This is a genomic window from Streptomyces sp. NPDC021356, from assembly GCF_040641015.1.
Classification (GTDB): Bacteria; Actinomycetota; Actinomycetes; order Streptomycetales; family Streptomycetaceae; genus Streptomyces.
Genome location: NZ_JBFACU010000002.1, coordinates 400,281 through 415,884, shown reverse-complemented (window position 1 = coordinate 415,884; position 15,604 = coordinate 400,281). Strand labels below are relative to the sequence as shown.

The window sequence follows — 15,604 nt, the reverse complement described above, 5'->3', positions numbered from 1 at the left end:
CAGGTCCTCAGGACCTGGGGCCCGGGAGGCCCGGCGCGGCGGGGGCCGCCGGCAGGAAGCCCTCCGCGCGGGCCGCCGCGAGACCGATGCGCAGCAGGTCCGCGCTCTTCTCGAAGAGCAGGAACCGCGGCTCCCAGATCGGCCGGTACTTGGCGTTGGCGCGGTAGAGCGACTCGATCTGCCACCACCGGGAGAAGAAGCCGAGCAGCGAGCGCCACAGCCGCAGCACCGGCCCGGCGCCGAGGCGCGAGCCGCGTTCGAAGACCGACCGGAACATCGCGAAGTTGAGGGAGACCTGGGTGACCTCGACCTCCCGGGCGCGGCGGAGCAGATCGATGACCATGAACTCCATCAGCCCGTTGTCGGCGTCCCGGTCGCGGCGCATCAGGTCCAGGGACAGCCCGTGGGGACCCCAGGGCACGAAGGAGAGCAGGGCCCGCGGCTCGCCGTGCCCGTCGTGGCACTCCAGCATCACGCACCGCCCGTCCGCCGGGTCGCCGAGCCGCCCCAGCGCCATGCTGAACCCGCGCTCGGTGGCCCCGTCCCGCCAGTCGTCCGCCCGCCGCAGCAAGGACGCCATCTCGCCCGGGGGGATGTCCTCGTGCCGCCGGACGCGCACCGTGTACCCGGCCCGCCGTACGCGGTTGTAGGCCTGCCGCACGGTGCGCATGGCCCGGCCCTCCAGGGTGAACTCGGCGACCTCCACCACCGCCTCGTCACCCAGTTCCAGGGCGTCGAGGCCATGGCGCGCGTACACCGTGCCCGCCTCCTCGCTCGCGCCCATCACGGCCGGGATCCAGCCGTGCGCCCGCGCCTCGGCCAGCCACGGCCCGATGGCGCCGGGCCAGGCCTCCGGGTCGCCCAGCGGATCCCCCGAGGCCAGCGACACCCCGCCCACCACCCGGTAGGCGACGGCCGCCTTCCCGGTCGGCGACCAGATGACGCTCTTCTCGCGGCGCAGCGCGAAGTAACCGAGCGAGTCCCGTTCGCCGTGCCGGTCCAGCAGCGCGCGCAGCCGCTTCTCGTCGTCCTCGGTGAACGGGTCCACCGCCCGGCGGGAACGGAAGGCGGCGTAGAGCACGGCGAGGAAGAGCGCCGTGGACATGACGTTGATGGCGACGTTCGCCCAGTTCGGGGTGGCGATGCCCGGGAAACGGGCCTCCGGGGCGGCGACCGAGACCAGCCGCAGCGTGCCGTAGTGCCAGCGTTCCAGGTACGTCGAGCGGGACGCGTCCGGTGCCTGATCGGTGAGCGTCACCAGCAGCGTGGCGAGCACGGAGGCGAGGGGCAGCCCGGCCGCCGCGACGACGGCGGCCAGCCGGGGGTTGGCGCGGTCGCCCTTGGCGTAGAACTCGCGCCGCCCGAGCAGCAGGGCGGCCACGAAGGCGGCGGTGAGGACCAGGGAGACCCAGTTCTGCGGGGAGCGGCGGATCTCCGGCAGGGTCAGCGCGAAGGCGAACAGCACCAGGAAGGGGCCGCTCAGGCCGAGGTTGAGGATCCAGGCGGCCCGTTTGCGCCGCCGCATGGTGACGGCCAGGAAGGCGGCGAACACGCCGGGGGCGAAGCCGGCCGTGAGCAGGTAGGGGGTGAAGAGGTCCGCCTGGTTGTGCCGGCGCACGTCCTGGCCCAGGGAGACCCACACCGCGCTGAGGAAGTTGACGAACGCGACGGCCCGCAGATACCAGACGGCCCACGCGGCGGCCCGCCGCGAGACCGCTTCACCGGGGCGAACAGGTGCGACTCGGGCATCTCCCATGAAAGCTGATCATATGGGCGCCTGTGCGGCAAAGGGCGGTACGGACGCGCGTCGCGCCGTACCGCCCCAACGATGTGCCGGGCCGTCACTCCGTGCCGGAGTCCGCCTTCTCCTCCACCGGGACCCCGGTCTCTTCCGCTTCTTCCCCCGGGTTCTCGGGCAGCTCCGCCGCCAGGGCCGCCGCGGCCTGCACCAGGGGGAGCGCCAGCAGCGCGCCCGCGCCCTCGCCGACGCGCACCCCGTGGTCCAGCAGCGGCTCCAGCGCCATCCGGTCCAGCGCCTTGGCCTGCCCCGGCTCGCCGCTGCTCTGCCCCGCCAGCCACCAGTCCGGTGCCCGGAACGCCACCCGCTGGCCCACCAGCGCGCACGCGGCCGAGACCACGCCGTCCAGGATCACCGGCAGCTTGCGCACCGCGCACTGGAGCAGGAAGCCGGTCATCGCGGCCAGGTCGGCCCCGCCCACCGTCGCCAGCAGCGCCAGCTGGTCCCCGAGCACCGGCCGCGCCCGGCGCAGCGCGTCGCGGATCGCGGCGCACTTGCGCATCCACGCCAGGTCGTCGATCGCCTCGCCGCCGCGGCCGGTCACCACCGACGCGTCCGTCCCGCACAGCGCCGCGATCAGCACGGCCGCCGGAGTCGTCCCGCCCACGCTGACGTCGCCGAGCACCACGAGGTCCGTACCGGAGTCGGCCTCCTCGTCGGCCACGGCGACCCCGGCCCGGAACGCGGCCTCGGCCTCCTCGGGAGTCAGCGCGTCCTCGATGTCGATGCGCCCGCTGCCGCGCCGCACCCGGTGCCGTACGACCTCCGCGGGCAGGGTCTCGGGCGCGCAGTCCAGGGCCATGTCCACCACCCGCACCGGCACACCGCCGCGCCGGGCCAGCACGGAGACGGGCCGGCCGCCCTCCAGCACCGCCCGCACCAGCTGCTCGGCGCTGCCCGCGGGCCGCACCGACACGCCGAGTTCGGCGACCCCGTGGTCACCGGCGAAGAGGACGACCCGCGGTCGTTCGACCGGCCGCACCGGTACGGCGCCCTGCGCCGCGGCCAGCCACTCACCCAGGTCGTCGAGGCGGCCCAGCGCACCGGGCGGCACGATCTGACGCTCCCGGCGCGCCTCGGCATCACGGCGCACTCCGCCGTCGGGGCGCTCGATCAGATCGGTGAAGTCGTCGAGATTCAGCGAGCTCATTCGCCGAACAGTACCGGCCCCGGTCGACCACGGCGGAGCCGCGTCCTCATGTCGCCGCCACACCCGTACGGCGTCTTCCCGTCCGAGATCGCCATCCCATACGTTCCCTTTGCAGGGAATTGTCGACGGTGGCGGGGCGGCCCGGCCGGCCACCGCCCGGCCGCTCCCCGCCGTACGCACCCCCGCTCACCGGGAGCCGCCCATGCCGCCCCTGCCGTACGCCCCCCGGGTCTACGACCCGCGCCGCATCGGCTACGCCGCCGAACTGGCCCGGGGCACCGGCCACTTCCACGAGCCGCGCCGCGAGGACTGCCCGTGGTGCGGCTCCGCCCGGCTGCGCACCCGGCTGTGCGCGCCGGACCTGCTCCAGCGCAAGCCGGGCCGGTTCGCGCTCGACCAGTGCCGCGACTGCGGGCACGCCTTCCAGAACCCCCGGCTGACTCCGGCGGGACTGGCCTTCTACCACCGCGACTTCGACGAGAGCGACCCGGACGGCCTGCCCGATCCGGTGCTCGCCACGCGCCGCAGCCACCGCAGGCACCGCGGGGACGCCCACCTGATGCGCGCCGTGGGCGAACCGGAGAGCTGGCTGGACGTCGGCACGGGCCACGCCCACTTCCCCGCCGCGGCCCGGGAGGTGTTCCCGTACACCTCCTTCGACGGGCTCGACCCGACGCCCCGCGTGCAGGCCGCGCGCGCCGCCGGGCGGATCGAGGAGGCCCACGTCGGACACCTGTCCGACCCGCAGGTGGTGGAACGCCTGCGCGGGCGCTACGACGTGGTGAGCATGTTCCACCACCTGACCCACGCCCCGGACCCCCGCGCGGAACTGCGCGGCGCGCTCGGCGTGCTGCGCCCCGGCGGCCACCTCCTGATCGAACTGCCCGACCCCGGCAGCGCGTTCGCGCTTCTCCTCGGCAAGTGGTGGCTGCCGCACGGGCAGCCGCGCCACCTGCACCTGCCGCCCCTGCGCAACGTCCGCGCCGAACTGGAGGCCGCGGGCTGCACCGTCCTCGTCACCGACCGCCGCACCCCGCACACCCCGAACGACCTGTCCGCGGCCCTCGCCCTGGTCCTCGCCCGTCTCCTGCCCGCCCCCGACGCCCCCTGGCGGCAGACGCCGCCGACCGCCCTCCGGCGCGGCCTGCGCGCGGTCCTCGCCACCACGGCCAGACCCCTGGTCGACCTGGCCGCGCTCGTGGACCTCACCCTCGCCCCGCTGCTCCGGCGCACCCCGGGCCTCTCGAACACCTACCGCGTCGTCGCCCGCCGCGACACGGCCCGTCCGACCTGACGGGCGGCTTCCCCCGGGTCGCGGCGCCACGGGGCGGACGGGAGTCCGGCAACAGGGCCTACCCGCGCAGCGGCAGCGCCTGGCCCGCCACCACCAGCAGGACCTGTTCGCACTCGGCGGCGAAGGACGCGTTCAGGCGCCCCAGTTCGTCGCGGTAGCGGCGGCCGGAGGAGGTGGCCGGGACGATGCCCGAGCCGACCTCGTTGGAGACGGCGACCACGGTCCTGCGGGCGGCCCGTACGGCCGACGTCAGGGCGGCCGTACGCTCCCGCAGGGCCCGTTCGCCGCCGCCCGCCCACTCGTCGTCGTCCCACGCGCCGACGGAGTCCATCGCGTCCGTCAGCCACAGCGACAGGCAGTCGATCAGGAGGGGCGGCCCCTCCTGCGCGAGCAGCGGCACCAGGTCGCAGGTCTCCGCCGTGCGCCACGAACCCGGCCGCCGCTCCCGGTGCACCGCGACCCGCGCCGCCCACTCGGTGTCACCGCCCCGGGTGCCCCCCGTGGCGACGTACAGCACCTCGGGGAAGGTCTCCAGCCGCCGTTCGGCCTCCACCGACTTGCCCGAACGCGCCCCGCCCAGCACCAGCGTGCGCCGGGGCACGTCCGGTACGGCCGCCATGTTCTCGTACGCCCCGATCGTCAGCGTCGTGCCGTCCGGCACGGCCCGCGCCCCGGCCGCCGCCAGCCGCCGGTACAGCTCGGGACCCGGCGGCACGTCGTGGTCGAGGTGGACCGCGACGACGTCCGTCGCCCGCCCCACCGACCCCACCGCCCGCAGCTTCGCCAGCGCGTCCGGCCGCCCCACCACGTCCGCGAGCACCATGTCGTACGCCTGCGCCGACCCCTCCTCCAGACCGGCCGGGGCCCCGCCCGGCGGCAGGTACAGCAGCCGCTTCCCGTCCGGCCCCGTCACGGCGTACCCGGTGCCCGGCGCGTCCATCGCCACCGCCCGCACCCGGTGCCCGGTCAGCAGGGCCAGCTCGCGCCCGTCGGGCACCCGGCCGGGCTGCGGCAGCCCGGCGGGCACCTCCACGGCGGGCCCGTCGTGCGGATGGGAGAGCAGCACCTGCGCCACCTGGCCCAGCGACTGCCCGGCGCGGGCGGTCGCGAACGCCACCCCCGGCGTCAGGTCCAGCAGCAGCGCCCCGTCCACGAGCAGCGCCGTCGCCGCGCGGGCCCGCGCGCCGAGGGCCGTCGCGCAGGCCGCGCAGGGGCAGTGGGGGCGGGGAAGCCCCGCGGGGGCACCGGTGCCGAGCAGAGTCACGTCCACGGACCTGATTTTCGCGGGCGGCTGCGAATCCCGCGCATCGGGTTCGACGCAAACGCCGAGAGGCCCCTCACACGGTCGGGTAGGGTGATCGCTGTGCGTCGCGAGAACCAAGCACGCGCAGGTCTTTTGTTCTGATGGGCAACCGGGCAGGTTCCGTCCCGGCTGGTGCTGAGGGCGTCAGTCTCGTTCGTTCGCTGAACGAACGAGCGGCTTGAGTCAGGAATCCCCTTGCTTCAGCTCGGGGAGGGTTCAAATCAGGGAGGCGTACATGGCGGCATGGACGTGGCGGTTCGAGACGGCCGACGGGGCGGAGGTCCAGCCCGCGGTGCAGCCGGAGGAGTTCACCACGCAGGGCGACGCCGAGTCCTGGATCGGCGAGAACTGGAAGGCCCTGGCCGACGGCGGCGCCGACCAGGTGCGGCTGTTCGAGGACGCCGCGGAGATCTACGGCCCGATGAGCCTGCACGCCGACCAGGCCCAGGCGTAGGGCGGGCCCGGAGCCGGCCGGTCCGGCGCGGGGCGGGGGCGGCCACGGACGGCCGCCCCCGCGCCGTCCGCCGCCGGCTGCCCGTGACCGATCGCTGACCGTCGACCGCTGGTCGCCGACCGCTCACTGCTCGCCCAGCGTCACGTCCACCGTCTTCGTGATGCCGTCGCGCGAGTACGTCACCTTCGTACGCTGCCCCGGCTTGTCCGCGGCCAGCGCCTCGGACAACGAGGTGATGGTCGTGATGTCCCTGCCGCCGACCCTGAGGACGATGTCCCCGGGCCGGATGCCCGCCCGGTCCGCCGCGCCCCCCGCCTTCACGTCGACGACCGCGACCCCGGCGGGCTGGTACCCGGCGTCGACGACGGTGCGCCCGGTGATGCCGAGCGCGGCCCGCCCGGAGTCGACGACCCTGCCGTACCGCACGATCTGGCCGGCGATCGTCTTCACCATGGACGCCGGGATCGCGAAGCCGATGCCGGGCGCCGCGCTGCCGCCGAGCTGCGGGTCGGTGGCGGCGAGCGTCGGGATGCCGATGACCTGCCCGTCGAGGTTCACCAGCGCGCCGCCGCTGTTGCCCGGGTTGATCGCGGCCGAGGTCTGCACCATGTCGGCGATCGTCGCACCGGTGCCGCCGCCGCTCTGCCCCTCGCTCACGGTCCGCCCGGTCGCCGACACGATCCCCTGGGTGACGCTCGACGACAGCCCAAGCGGGGAGCCCATGGCGAGCACGATCTGCCCGACCGCGACCTTCTCCGATTCGCCGAACGTGGCCGCCTTCAGCCCGTGGGGCACCTTGTCCAGCTTGACGACGGCGAGGTCCTGCTCCGGGTAGGCGGAGACGAGCGTCGCCGTGAGCGTCTCCTCGCTGCCCGCCGTGGTGACGTGGAACCGCTTCTCGTTCCCGACGACGTGCGCGTTGGTGACGATGTGTCCCTTGTCGTCGTAGACGACCCCCGACCCGAGGTCGTGGCTCGCCTGGATCTGCACGACCGACGGCAGGACTTCCTTGATCACCCGCTGGTAGTCGCTCTGCAGGTCGTCCGCGGTCGCCGGGGCGGCCACCTGCCGCCCGCCGGAGGGCGCCCGGCTGGCGGCGTCCGCCGCTGCTTCGGGCACGCCGGAACCGCTGCACCCGGACAGCACGGCGGCACAGCACACCAGCGCGGCCGGCGGACCGACCAGCCGGCGGACACGACGACGGACCCGATCACGGAGACGGTCACGGAAACGCTCGCGAGCACGGCCGAAGACGCAGCCGAAGGAACCGGCACGGGCGCGGGCACGGGAGACGTCCATGAGTCGAGTCTGTCGCCGGCCCGGGGCCCCGGCCCCCGGGATTCCCCCGTACGGGCGGCGGGCGGCCGCCCCAGGTACCTGCCGCGTCCTAGCCACGCACCCCGCACAGATGCAGCAGCGCCGCGACCCCGCGGTACGGGTCGGTCCGCCCGGCCCGCTCCTCCGTGTCCAGGAGCCTGTCCACGTCCGCGGGCGCCTGCGCACCGTCCGCCGCCGTGTCCGTGAAGACCCGTACCCCGTACCAGGTGTGCAGCGGGGCGCCGATCCCGGCGAGCGTCGCCGTCAGGTCGGCGAGCCGGTCCGCCCGTGCGTCCAGGCCCAGCCGGGTGGGGGTCCCCCCGTTCGGGTCTGTCCGAGAACGGGGGAGGTGCACCGTCGTGTCGAACGCGGCCAGCGCCGCCGCCCAGTCGCCGGACAGCCCCGGCCGCATCGCCAGCGCGTCGGCGTTGCGCACGAGCAGCGACAGCAGTCCGCCGGGCGCGAGCATCCGGGCCAGCCCGGCCAGCAGCGGATCGGGCTCCTCGACGTACATCAGCACGCCGTGGCACAGCACCACGTCGAAGCTGCCCGGCAGGAAGTGCACGCCGGTGTCCTGGCCGTCGCCCTCGACGATCCGCATCCGTGCCCGGATGCCCTCGGGCTCGGCGGCCAGCGACCGGCGGGCCACGGAGATCATCTTCTGGTCGCGCTCCAGGCCGGTGACCTGGTGGCCGGCCCGGGCCAGCCGCAGCGCCTGCATGCCCTGCCCCATACCGACGTCGAGCACCCGCAGCCGCTGCCCGACCGGGAACCGCCCGGCTATCTGCTCGTCGAGCTGCCGGGCCACCAGCTCCTGCCGTACGACATCACGCAGCCCGCCCAGCTCGGCCGGCCAGGCATCCGCCGCACCCCCGGAGAAAGCAGCCGTACTCAGGGCCGCTCCCCCCGCTTGACCTGCGGCTTCGGCAGGCGCAGCCGGCGCATCTGGAGGGAGCGCATCAGCCCGTAGGCGACGGCGCCCTTGCGGCTCTGGTCGGGGAAGCGCTCCGCCAGCCGCTTCTTCAGCCGGAGGCCACTGGCGAGCGAGTCGAGCACGATCAGCACGATCACCACGAGCCACAGCAGCAGCGCGATGTTCTGCAGGTAGCCGACGCGCACCATGCTCAGCACCAGGATGACCACGGCCATCGGCAGGAACCACTCCGCGATGTTGAACCGCGAGTCGATGAAGTCGCGCGCGAACTTGCGCACCGGGCCCTTGTCCCGGGCCGGGAGGTAGCGCTCGTCGCCGCTGGCCAGCGCCTGGCGCTGCCGCTCCATCTGGACGCGGCGGTCCTCGCGCTGCCGCTTGGCGGCCTCCTTGCGGTTGGTCGGCGTCTGGGCGACGCTGCGGCGCTGGCTCTGGGCCTCACTCCTCTTCGGCGTGGGGCGGCCCTTGGGCGCCTGCGGGTCACGGGGCTGCTTGGAGATGCTCACCGTCGTCTTTTCGGCGACCGGCGCCTTCTCTTCCTTGGCACGGCTACGGAACACAAATCCCAAGGGTACGGGCTCGCCCCGCATGGACCCCAGCCCGGTGGGGAACGATCCGGCAACGCCGGTCGTCTCACAGGGACAGGGGGAGGACGGTCCGCACGTCCGACCGGGAGGTACGCCGGGGGTCACCTACTCCCTACGCCGGATCGGAAACGCGCGCAGTCGTCCTTGGGGATGACCGCATCCGTTCCCGAACAGTGCGGTAATGGATGCAGGGCCCGTACTGTGGGTTCTGTCGCAGAGCTGTGAGCTGGAGTCCGTCAGAAGGGGGCGCGCGAAGCCCATGAGCGGTGTCATGAAGCGTATGGGGATGATCTTCCGCGCGAAGGCGAACAAGGCCCTTGACCGGGCCGAGGACCCGCGCGAAACCCTCGATTACTCGTACCAGAAGCAGCTCGAGCTGCTGCAGAAGGTCCGCCGCGGCGTCGCCGACGTGGCGACCAGCCGCAAGCGGCTGGAGCTCCAGCTGAACCAGTTGCAGCAGCAGTCCACCAAGCTGGAGGACCAGGGCCGCAAGGCGCTCGCGCTGGGCCGCGAGGACCTGGCCCGCGAGGCGCTCTCCCGCCGCGCCGCGCTCCAGCAGCAGGTGACGGACCTGGAGACCCAGCACACCACCCTCCAGGGCGAGGAGGAGAAGCTCACCCTCGCGGCCCAGCGGCTGCAGGCCAAGGTCGACGCCTTCCGCACCAAGAAGGAGACGATCAAGGCCACCTACACGGCCGCCCAGGCGCAGACCCGGATCGGCGAGGCGTTCTCCGGCATCTCCGAGGAGATGGGCGACGTCGGCCTGGCCATCCAGCGCGCCGAGGACAAGACGCAGCAGCTCCAGGCCCGCGCCGGCGCCATCGACGAACTGCTCGCCTCCGGGGCCCTGGACGACCCCACCGGCACGGCCAAGGACGACATCGCCGCCGAGCTGGACCGGATCTCCGGTGGTACGGATGTAGAGCTGGAGCTGCAGCGGATGAAGGCCGAACTGGCCGGAGGCTCCTCCGCCGACCGCCAGGCCATCGAGGGCGGCCAGGGTCAGGCACAGCCCCAGCAGCAGGCGCAGGACACCCCCCGCTTCGACAAGCAGTGAGCACCGGGGCACCGGCCGCCGCACGGGCAGCCGGGGCCCACGCGCCGAGGAGGGCGACATGATCGTACGGATCATGGGGGAGGGACAGGTGAGGCTGGCCGACGGCCACTTCACCGAACTCAACAGGCTGGACGACGAACTCCTGGCAGAAGTGGAGAAGGGCGACGGCCCGGGTTTCCACCGCACCCTGGCCGCCCTCCTCGCCAAGGTCCGGGAACTGGGCGACCCCCTCCCCGACGACGCCCTGGAGCCGTCCGAGCTGATCCTGCCCGCCGCGGACGCCACCCTGGAGGAAGTACGGGACATGCTCAGCGACGACGGCCTGATCCCCGGCTGACCCCGTCCCCTGAAGCCCTGGGCCAGGACCCCCGCGCACCGGCCACCCCGTACCGTTGGCACACATGGCCCCCCTCGACCGTGTCCGCGACCGGCTGACGGCGCACCCCCTCGCGCTGGACGCGGGGATCGCGGCCGCCGTGCTCGTCTGCATGGTGGCCGGGTCCCTCGTGGACCCGCGCGGCGAGCACGGCGTCAACTGGGCCCTGCGCCGGCCGGAACTGCTCAGCCTCGTCCTGATGGCCCTCGGCGCCGCCGCGCTCGTCCTGCGCCGCCGCGCCCCGCGCACCGTGCTCGCAGTCACCGGTACCGTCTCGCTCGTCGAGTGCGTCACCGGCGACCCGCGGGCCCCGGTCGCCATGTCGGCCGTCGTCGCCCTGTTCACCGTCGCCGCCGCCACCGACCGCCCCACCACCTGGCGCCTGGGCCTGTCCACCATGACCGTGCTGACCGGCGCCGCCATGCTCGGCGGCCCCGAGCCCTGGTACGCCCAGGAGAACCTCGCCATCTTCGCCTGGACCGGCATGGCCGCCGCCGGCGGGGACGCCGTCCGCAGCCGCCGCGCCTTCGTCCGCGCCATCCGCGAACGCGCCGAACGCGCCGAACGCACCCGCGAGGAGGAGGCCCGCCGCCGCGTCGTCGAGGAGCGGCTGCGCATCGCCCGCGACCTGCACGACGTCGTCGCCCACCACATCGCCCTGGTCAACGTGCAGGCCGGAGTCGCCGCCCACGTCATGGACAAGCGCCCGGACCAGGCCAAGGAGGCCCTCGCCCACGTCCGCGAGGCCGGCCGCTCCGCGCTGAACGAACTGCGCGCCACGGTCGGCCTGCTGCGCCAGTCCGACGACCCCGAGGCCCCCACCGAGCCCGCCCCCGGCCTCGACCGCCTCGACGACCTCGTCGGCACCTTCCGCAGCGCGGGCCTGCACGTCGAGGTCGCCCGCGCCGACGGCGGCACCGCCCTGCCCGCCGCCGTCGACCTGGCCGCCTTCCGGATCGTCCAGGAGGCCCTCACCAACGTGCAGAAACACGCCGGCGGCCGGGCCAGGGCCGAGGTCAGCGTCGTACGGGTCGGACCGAACCTGGAGGTCACCGTCCTCGACGACGGCGCCGGCGCGGACGACGTCCCCCACGTCGGCGGAGGCGGCCATGGGCTGCTCGGCATGCGCGAGCGGGTCACCGCCGTGCGCGGCACCCTCACCACCGGCCCCCGCTACGGCGGCGGTTTCCGCGTCCATGCGATCCTTCCCGTCAAGACCGACACCAGCACCCGCCGCACGAGTACGTGCACCCGCGCCCCGGGGGACGCCGCATGACGATCCGTGTCCTGCTCGCCGACGACCAGGCACTGCTGCGCAGCGCCTTCCGCGTGCTCGTCGACTCCGAGCCCGACATGGAGGTGGTCGGCGAGGCGTCCGAGGGTGCTCAGGCGGTACGCCTGGCGAAGGAACAGCGCGCCGACGTCGTCCTCATGGACATCCGCATGCCCGGCACCGACGGCCTCGCCGCCACCCGCCTGATCAGCGCCGACCCCGCCCTCGACCAGGTACGGGTGGTCATCCTGACCACCTTCGAGGTCGACGACTACGTCGTCCAGTCGCTGCGCGCGGGCGCCTCAGGCTTCCTCGGCAAGGGCAGCGAACCCGAGGAACTGCTCAGCGCCATCCGCATCGCGGCCGGCGGGGAGGCGCTGCTGTCACCGGCGGCCACCAAGGGCCTCATCGCCCGTTTCCTCGCGCAGGGCGACGCCGACGACGGCCGCGACCCCATCCGCTCCGCCCGCCTGGACGCACTGACCGGGCGCGAGCGCGAGGTCCTCGTCCAGGTCGCCGGCGGCCACTCCAACGACGAGATCGCCGAACGCCTCCAGGTCAGCCCGCTGACCGTGAAGACCCACGTCAACCGGGCCATGGCCAAACTCGGCGCGCGCGACCGGGCCCAGCTGGTCGTCATCGCCTACGAGTCCGGTCTCGTCCGCCCCAGGGTGGACTGAGCCCGGCCCGCCCCGGTACATCCAGGGGTGGAGCGGGCCCGACCCGGGCGTACTGCGGCCGGAGTAGACGCGCCGCACGGAAATGGACCAGGGGCCTACGGATCACCGGGTGGCCGTGCCCGAGGGTGTAGGGGTGGGCGCCGGTGCGCGCCCGTGCCGCTCCTCCCGCCACTTTTGGCGTGCCGCTCCCGGCGCTCACAGACGCTCACGGAAGAGAGACCCTGACCCATGTCCTGGCTGTCCAGATTCAGCCTCGCGCAACGGGCCCTGATCGGACTGATCTCGATCGTCGCGCTCGTCTTCGGGGCCATCGCGATCCCCCAGCTCAAACAGCAGCTGCTGCCCAGCATCGAGCTTCCCGTGGTGTCCGTGCTCGCGCCCTACCAGGGCGCCTCGCCGGACGTGGTGGAGAAGCAGGTCGTCGAACCGCTGGAGAACAACCTCAAGGCCGTCGACGGCATCACCGGCGTGACCGCCACCGCGAGCGAGGGCAGCGCCGTGATCACGGCGTCCTTCGAGTACGGCAACGACACGCAGCAGCTGGTCGCCAACGTCCAGCAGGCCGTCAACCGCGCCAAGGCGCTGCTCCCGAACGACGTGGACCCGCAGGTCGTCGCCGGTTCCACCGACGACATACCCACCGTGGTCCTCGCCGTGACCTCCGGCAAGGACCAGCAGGCGCTCGCCGACCAGCTCGACAAGACGGTCGTACCGACGCTGAAGAACATCGACGGCGTCAGCCAGGTCACCGTGGACGGCGTGCGCGACCTCCAGGTCACCGTCACCCCCGACGACGCGAAGCTCGCAAAGGCCGGCCTCACCACCGCCGACCTGGCCCAGGCCCTCCAGGCCGGCGGGGCCACCGTCCCGGCCGGCTCCTTCGACGAGGGCGGCGCCAACCGGACCGTGCAGGTCGGCGGCGGCTACACCTCGCTGCGGCAGATCGAGGACCTGAGGGTCGCCGGTCAGCGCGCCCCCGGCGCCGGGGACGCCAAGGCACCGGCCCGGCTCGGCGACGTCGCCACCGTCCGCCAGCAGCCCGCCAAGGCCGACTCGATCACCCGCACCGACGGCCGGCCCAGCCTCGCCGTCGCCGTCACCCTCGACCACGACGGCAGCGCGGTCGCCGTGTCGAACGCCGTCAAGGACAAGCTGCCCGAACTGCGCAAGAGCCTCGGCTCCGACGCGAAGATCACCACGGTCAGCGACCAGGGCCCGGCCGTCTCCAAGTCCATCGAGGGCCTGACCACCGAAGGCGCCCTCGGTCTCCTCTTCGCCGTCCTGGTCATCCTGGTCTTCCTGGCGTCGCTGCGCTCCACGCTGGTGACGGCGGTCTCCATCCCGCTCTCCGTGGTCGTCACCCTGATCGTCCTGTGGACCCGCGACCTGTCGCTGAACGTCCTGACCCTGGGCGCCCTGACCATCGCCATCGGCCGTGTCGTCGACGACTCGATCGTGGTCCTGGAGAACATCCGGCGCCACCTCGGCTACGGCGAGGAGCGCCGCGAGGCCATCCTGGGCGCCGTGCGCGAGGTGGCCGGCGCGGTGACGTCCTCGACGCTCACCACGGTCGCCGTGTTCCTGCCGATCGGCCTCGTCGGCGGCCTGGTGGGCGAGCTGTTCGGCCCGTTCAGCATCACCGTCACGGTGGCCCTGCTGGCCTCCCTGCTGGTGTCGCTGACGGTCGTGCCCGTCCTGTCGTACTGGTTCCTGCGCGCCCCCAAGAACATGCCCGCCGACCCGGAGGAGGCCCGCCGCGCGGCGGAGGAGAAGGAGACCAACAGCCGCCTCCAGCGCTTCTACGTGCCCGTCCTGCGCTTCGCCACCCGCCGCCGCCTCACCAGCGTGCTGATCGCGGTGGTCGTGCTGGTCGGCACCTTCGGTCTGGCCCCGCTGCTGAAGACCAACTTCTTCGACCCCGGCGACCAGAAGGTGCTCAGCGTCAAGCAGGCCCTGAAGCCCGGCACCAGCCTGGCGGCCACCGACGCCCAGGCGAAGAAGGTCGAGAAGCTGCTCGCCGCCACCAAGGGCGTCAAGGACTACCAGGTGACCGTCGGCTCCTCCGGCTTCATGGCCGCCTTCGGCGGCTCCACGGACGCCAACCACGCCTCGTACCAGGTCATGCTGGAGGACTCCGCGTCCGCCGAGGACGTCCGCAAGGACATCGAGGCCGGACTGCACAAGCTGTCCGGCATCGGCACCACCACCGTCAACGCCGGTGACGGCTTCGGCGACCAGGACCTCAAGGTCGTCGTCAAGGCACCCGACGCCCGCACCCTGCGCACCGCGGCCGAGCAGGTCCGCAAGACGGTCGCCGGACTCGGCGACGTCAGCGACGTCACCAGCGACCTGTCGCAGAGCGTGCCCCGCGTCTCCGTGCGCGCCAACGACAGGGCGGCAGCCGCCGGCTTCACCGAGCAGACCCTCGGCGCGGCCGTCGCCCAGTCGGTCCGCGGCACGACGGCCGGCAAGGCCGTCCTGGACGACACCGAGCGCGACGTCGTCATCAAGTCGGCGAAGCCGGCCGAGACGCTGGCCCAGCTGCGCGACCTGCGCCTCGGCCCGGTCAGGCTCGGCGACATCGCCACCGTGAAGCTCGTCGACGGCCCGGTCTCCATGACCCGCATCGACGGCCAGCGCGCGGCGACCGTCACCGCCAAGCCGACCGGCGACAACACCGGCGCGGTCAGCACCAAGCTCCAGTCGAAGATCAAGGCCCTGGACCTCCCGGCGGGCGCGACGGCCGAGATCGGCGGCGTCACCTCCGACCAGAACGACGCCTTCAAGAACCTCGGCCTGGCCCTGCTGGCAGCCATCGCCATCGTGTTCATGCTGCTGGTGGCGACCTTCCGCTCGCTGGCCCAGCCGCTGATCCTGCTGGTCTCCATCCCGTTCGCCGCCACCGGCGCACTCGGCCTGCTCATCGCCACCGGCACCCCGCTGGGCGTCCCGGCGATGATCGGCATGCTGATGCTGGTCGGCATCGTGGTCACCAACGCGATCGTCCTGATCGACCTCATCAACCAGTACCGCAGGCAGGGGTACGGGGTCGTGGAGGCCGTGGTGGAAGGTGGCCGCCACCGCCTGCGCCCCATCCTCATGACCGCCCTGGCGACCATCTTCGCCCTGCTCCCGATGGCCCTCGGCATCACCGGCCAGGGCGGCTTCATCGCCCAGCCGCTCGCGGTGGTCGTGATCGGCGGCCTGATCACCTCCACCCTCCTGACCCTCCTCCTCGTCCCGACCCTCTACGCCATGCTGGAACTCCGCAAGGAGCGCCGCGCGAAGAAGCGCGCGGCGAAGCGCGGGCAGGGACAGGACGCGAAGACGGAGCGGGAGGAACTGGAACCGGCGGGAGTCTGACCCCACCACACACAACGAACG

At 73.5% G+C, this 15,604-nt stretch carries 13 protein-coding genes; 7 read left to right on the top strand and 6 right to left on the bottom strand.

Features of this window, described 5'->3' with window-relative positions:
- Positions 1–7: 7 nt before the first annotated feature.
- The gene (locus tag AB0G56_RS04065) at positions 8–1,756 is read right to left on the bottom strand and encodes a phosphatidylglycerol lysyltransferase domain-containing protein (RefSeq protein ID WP_360963220.1); all 1,749 of its coding nucleotides are present in this window, start codon (positions 1,754–1,756) and stop codon (positions 8–10) included.
- Between the two features lie 85 nt (positions 1,757–1,841).
- Positions 1,842–2,948 (bottom strand): nicotinate-nucleotide--dimethylbenzimidazole phosphoribosyltransferase, encoded by a 1,107-nt coding sequence (cobT, locus tag AB0G56_RS04060; RefSeq protein ID WP_360963217.1) that lies wholly within the window; start codon positions 2,946–2,948, stop codon positions 1,842–1,844.
- A gap of 202 nt (positions 2,949–3,150) precedes the next feature.
- On the opposite strand from cobT, the gene AB0G56_RS04055 reads away from it, so the two are divergent.
- Positions 3,151–4,242, top strand: coding sequence for a class I SAM-dependent methyltransferase (locus AB0G56_RS04055; protein ID WP_360963214.1), 1,092 nt, complete (start codon positions 3,151–3,153; stop codon positions 4,240–4,242).
- A gap of 58 nt (positions 4,243–4,300) precedes the next feature.
- Here the strand turns inward: AB0G56_RS04055 and AB0G56_RS04050 are convergent, their stop codons facing one another.
- Positions 4,301–5,512: a bifunctional adenosylcobinamide kinase/adenosylcobinamide-phosphate guanylyltransferase gene (locus AB0G56_RS04050; RefSeq protein ID WP_360963212.1), complete on the bottom strand. Its 1,212-nt coding sequence runs from the start codon at positions 5,510–5,512 to the stop codon at positions 4,301–4,303.
- A 268-nt stretch (positions 5,513–5,780) separates the two neighbouring features.
- Between AB0G56_RS04050 and AB0G56_RS04045 the strand changes: the two genes are divergently transcribed.
- Positions 5,781–5,999: a hypothetical protein gene (locus tag AB0G56_RS04045; RefSeq protein ID WP_360963209.1), complete on the top strand. Its 219-nt coding sequence runs from the start codon at positions 5,781–5,783 to the stop codon at positions 5,997–5,999.
- A gap of 123 nt (positions 6,000–6,122) precedes the next feature.
- Here AB0G56_RS04045 and AB0G56_RS04040 read toward each other — a convergent pair whose 3' ends face one another.
- The 3 genes from AB0G56_RS04040 to AB0G56_RS04030 form a co-directional block, all read right to left on the bottom strand.
- The gene (locus tag AB0G56_RS04040; protein WP_360963326.1) at positions 6,123–7,160 is read right to left on the bottom strand and encodes a trypsin-like peptidase domain-containing protein; all 1,038 of its coding nucleotides are present in this window, start codon (positions 7,158–7,160) and stop codon (positions 6,123–6,125) included.
- Positions 7,161–7,386: 226 nt separating this feature from the next.
- Entirely contained in the window at positions 7,387–8,124 is a 738-nt protein-coding gene (locus AB0G56_RS04035) for a methyltransferase domain-containing protein (RefSeq protein ID WP_360963206.1), read from the bottom strand.
- 83 nt (positions 8,125–8,207) lie between these two features.
- The gene (locus AB0G56_RS04030) at positions 8,208–8,837 is read right to left on the bottom strand and encodes a DUF3043 domain-containing protein (protein ID WP_360963203.1); all 630 of its coding nucleotides are present in this window, start codon (positions 8,835–8,837) and stop codon (positions 8,208–8,210) included.
- A 256-nt stretch (positions 8,838–9,093) separates the two neighbouring features.
- Between AB0G56_RS04030 and AB0G56_RS04025 the strand changes: the two genes are divergently transcribed.
- The 5 genes from AB0G56_RS04025 to AB0G56_RS04005 all read left to right on the top strand — a co-directional run bounded on the left by AB0G56_RS04025 (position 9,094) and on the right by AB0G56_RS04005 (position 15,583).
- The gene (locus AB0G56_RS04025; RefSeq protein WP_360963200.1) at positions 9,094–9,891 is read left to right on the top strand and encodes a PspA/IM30 family protein; all 798 of its coding nucleotides are present in this window, start codon (positions 9,094–9,096) and stop codon (positions 9,889–9,891) included.
- A 58-nt stretch (positions 9,892–9,949) separates the two neighbouring features.
- Positions 9,950–10,228: a hypothetical protein gene (locus AB0G56_RS04020; RefSeq protein ID WP_360963197.1), complete on the top strand. Its 279-nt coding sequence runs from the start codon at positions 9,950–9,952 to the stop codon at positions 10,226–10,228.
- A 64-nt stretch (positions 10,229–10,292) separates the two neighbouring features.
- Positions 10,293–11,543, top strand: coding sequence for a histidine kinase (locus tag AB0G56_RS04015; RefSeq protein WP_360963194.1), 1,251 nt, complete (start codon positions 10,293–10,295; stop codon positions 11,541–11,543).
- On the top strand, positions 11,540–12,220 hold the full coding sequence (locus tag AB0G56_RS04010) for a response regulator transcription factor (protein ID WP_360963191.1): 681 nt from the start codon (positions 11,540–11,542) through the stop codon (positions 12,218–12,220). The genes AB0G56_RS04015 and AB0G56_RS04010 overlap by 4 nt, the downstream gene beginning before the upstream one ends.
- A 228-nt stretch (positions 12,221–12,448) precedes the next feature.
- Entirely contained in the window at positions 12,449–15,583 is a 3,135-nt protein-coding gene (locus AB0G56_RS04005) for an efflux RND transporter permease subunit (RefSeq protein ID WP_360963188.1), read from the top strand.
- Positions 15,584–15,604 lie beyond the last annotated feature (21 nt).

Bases quoted from the DNA above. Each gene is read 5' to 3' on its own strand.
- AB0G56_RS04065 (WP_360963220.1), bottom strand. From the start codon at position 1,756: ATGGGAGATGCCCGAGTCGCACCTGTTCGCCCCGGTGAAGCGGTCTCG.
- cobT (WP_360963217.1), bottom strand. From the start codon at position 2,948: ATGAGCTCGCTGAATCTCGACGACTTCACCGATCTGATCGAGCGCCCC.
- AB0G56_RS04055 (WP_360963214.1), top strand. From the start codon at position 3,151: ATGCCGCCCCTGCCGTACGCCCCCCGGGTCTACGACCCGCGCCGCATC.
- AB0G56_RS04045 (WP_360963209.1), top strand. From the start codon at position 5,781: ATGGCGGCATGGACGTGGCGGTTCGAGACGGCCGACGGGGCGGAGGTC.
- AB0G56_RS04030 (WP_360963203.1), bottom strand. From the start codon at position 8,837: ATGCGGGGCGAGCCCGTACCCTTGGGATTTGTGTTCCGTAGCCGTGCC.
- AB0G56_RS04025 (WP_360963200.1), top strand. From the start codon at position 9,094: ATGAGCGGTGTCATGAAGCGTATGGGGATGATCTTCCGCGCGAAGGCG.
- AB0G56_RS04020 (WP_360963197.1), top strand. From the start codon at position 9,950: ATGATCGTACGGATCATGGGGGAGGGACAGGTGAGGCTGGCCGACGGC.
- AB0G56_RS04015 (WP_360963194.1), top strand. From the start codon at position 10,293: ATGGCCCCCCTCGACCGTGTCCGCGACCGGCTGACGGCGCACCCCCTC.
- AB0G56_RS04010 (WP_360963191.1), top strand. From the start codon at position 11,540: ATGACGATCCGTGTCCTGCTCGCCGACGACCAGGCACTGCTGCGCAGC.
- AB0G56_RS04005 (WP_360963188.1), top strand. From the start codon at position 12,449: ATGTCCTGGCTGTCCAGATTCAGCCTCGCGCAACGGGCCCTGATCGGA.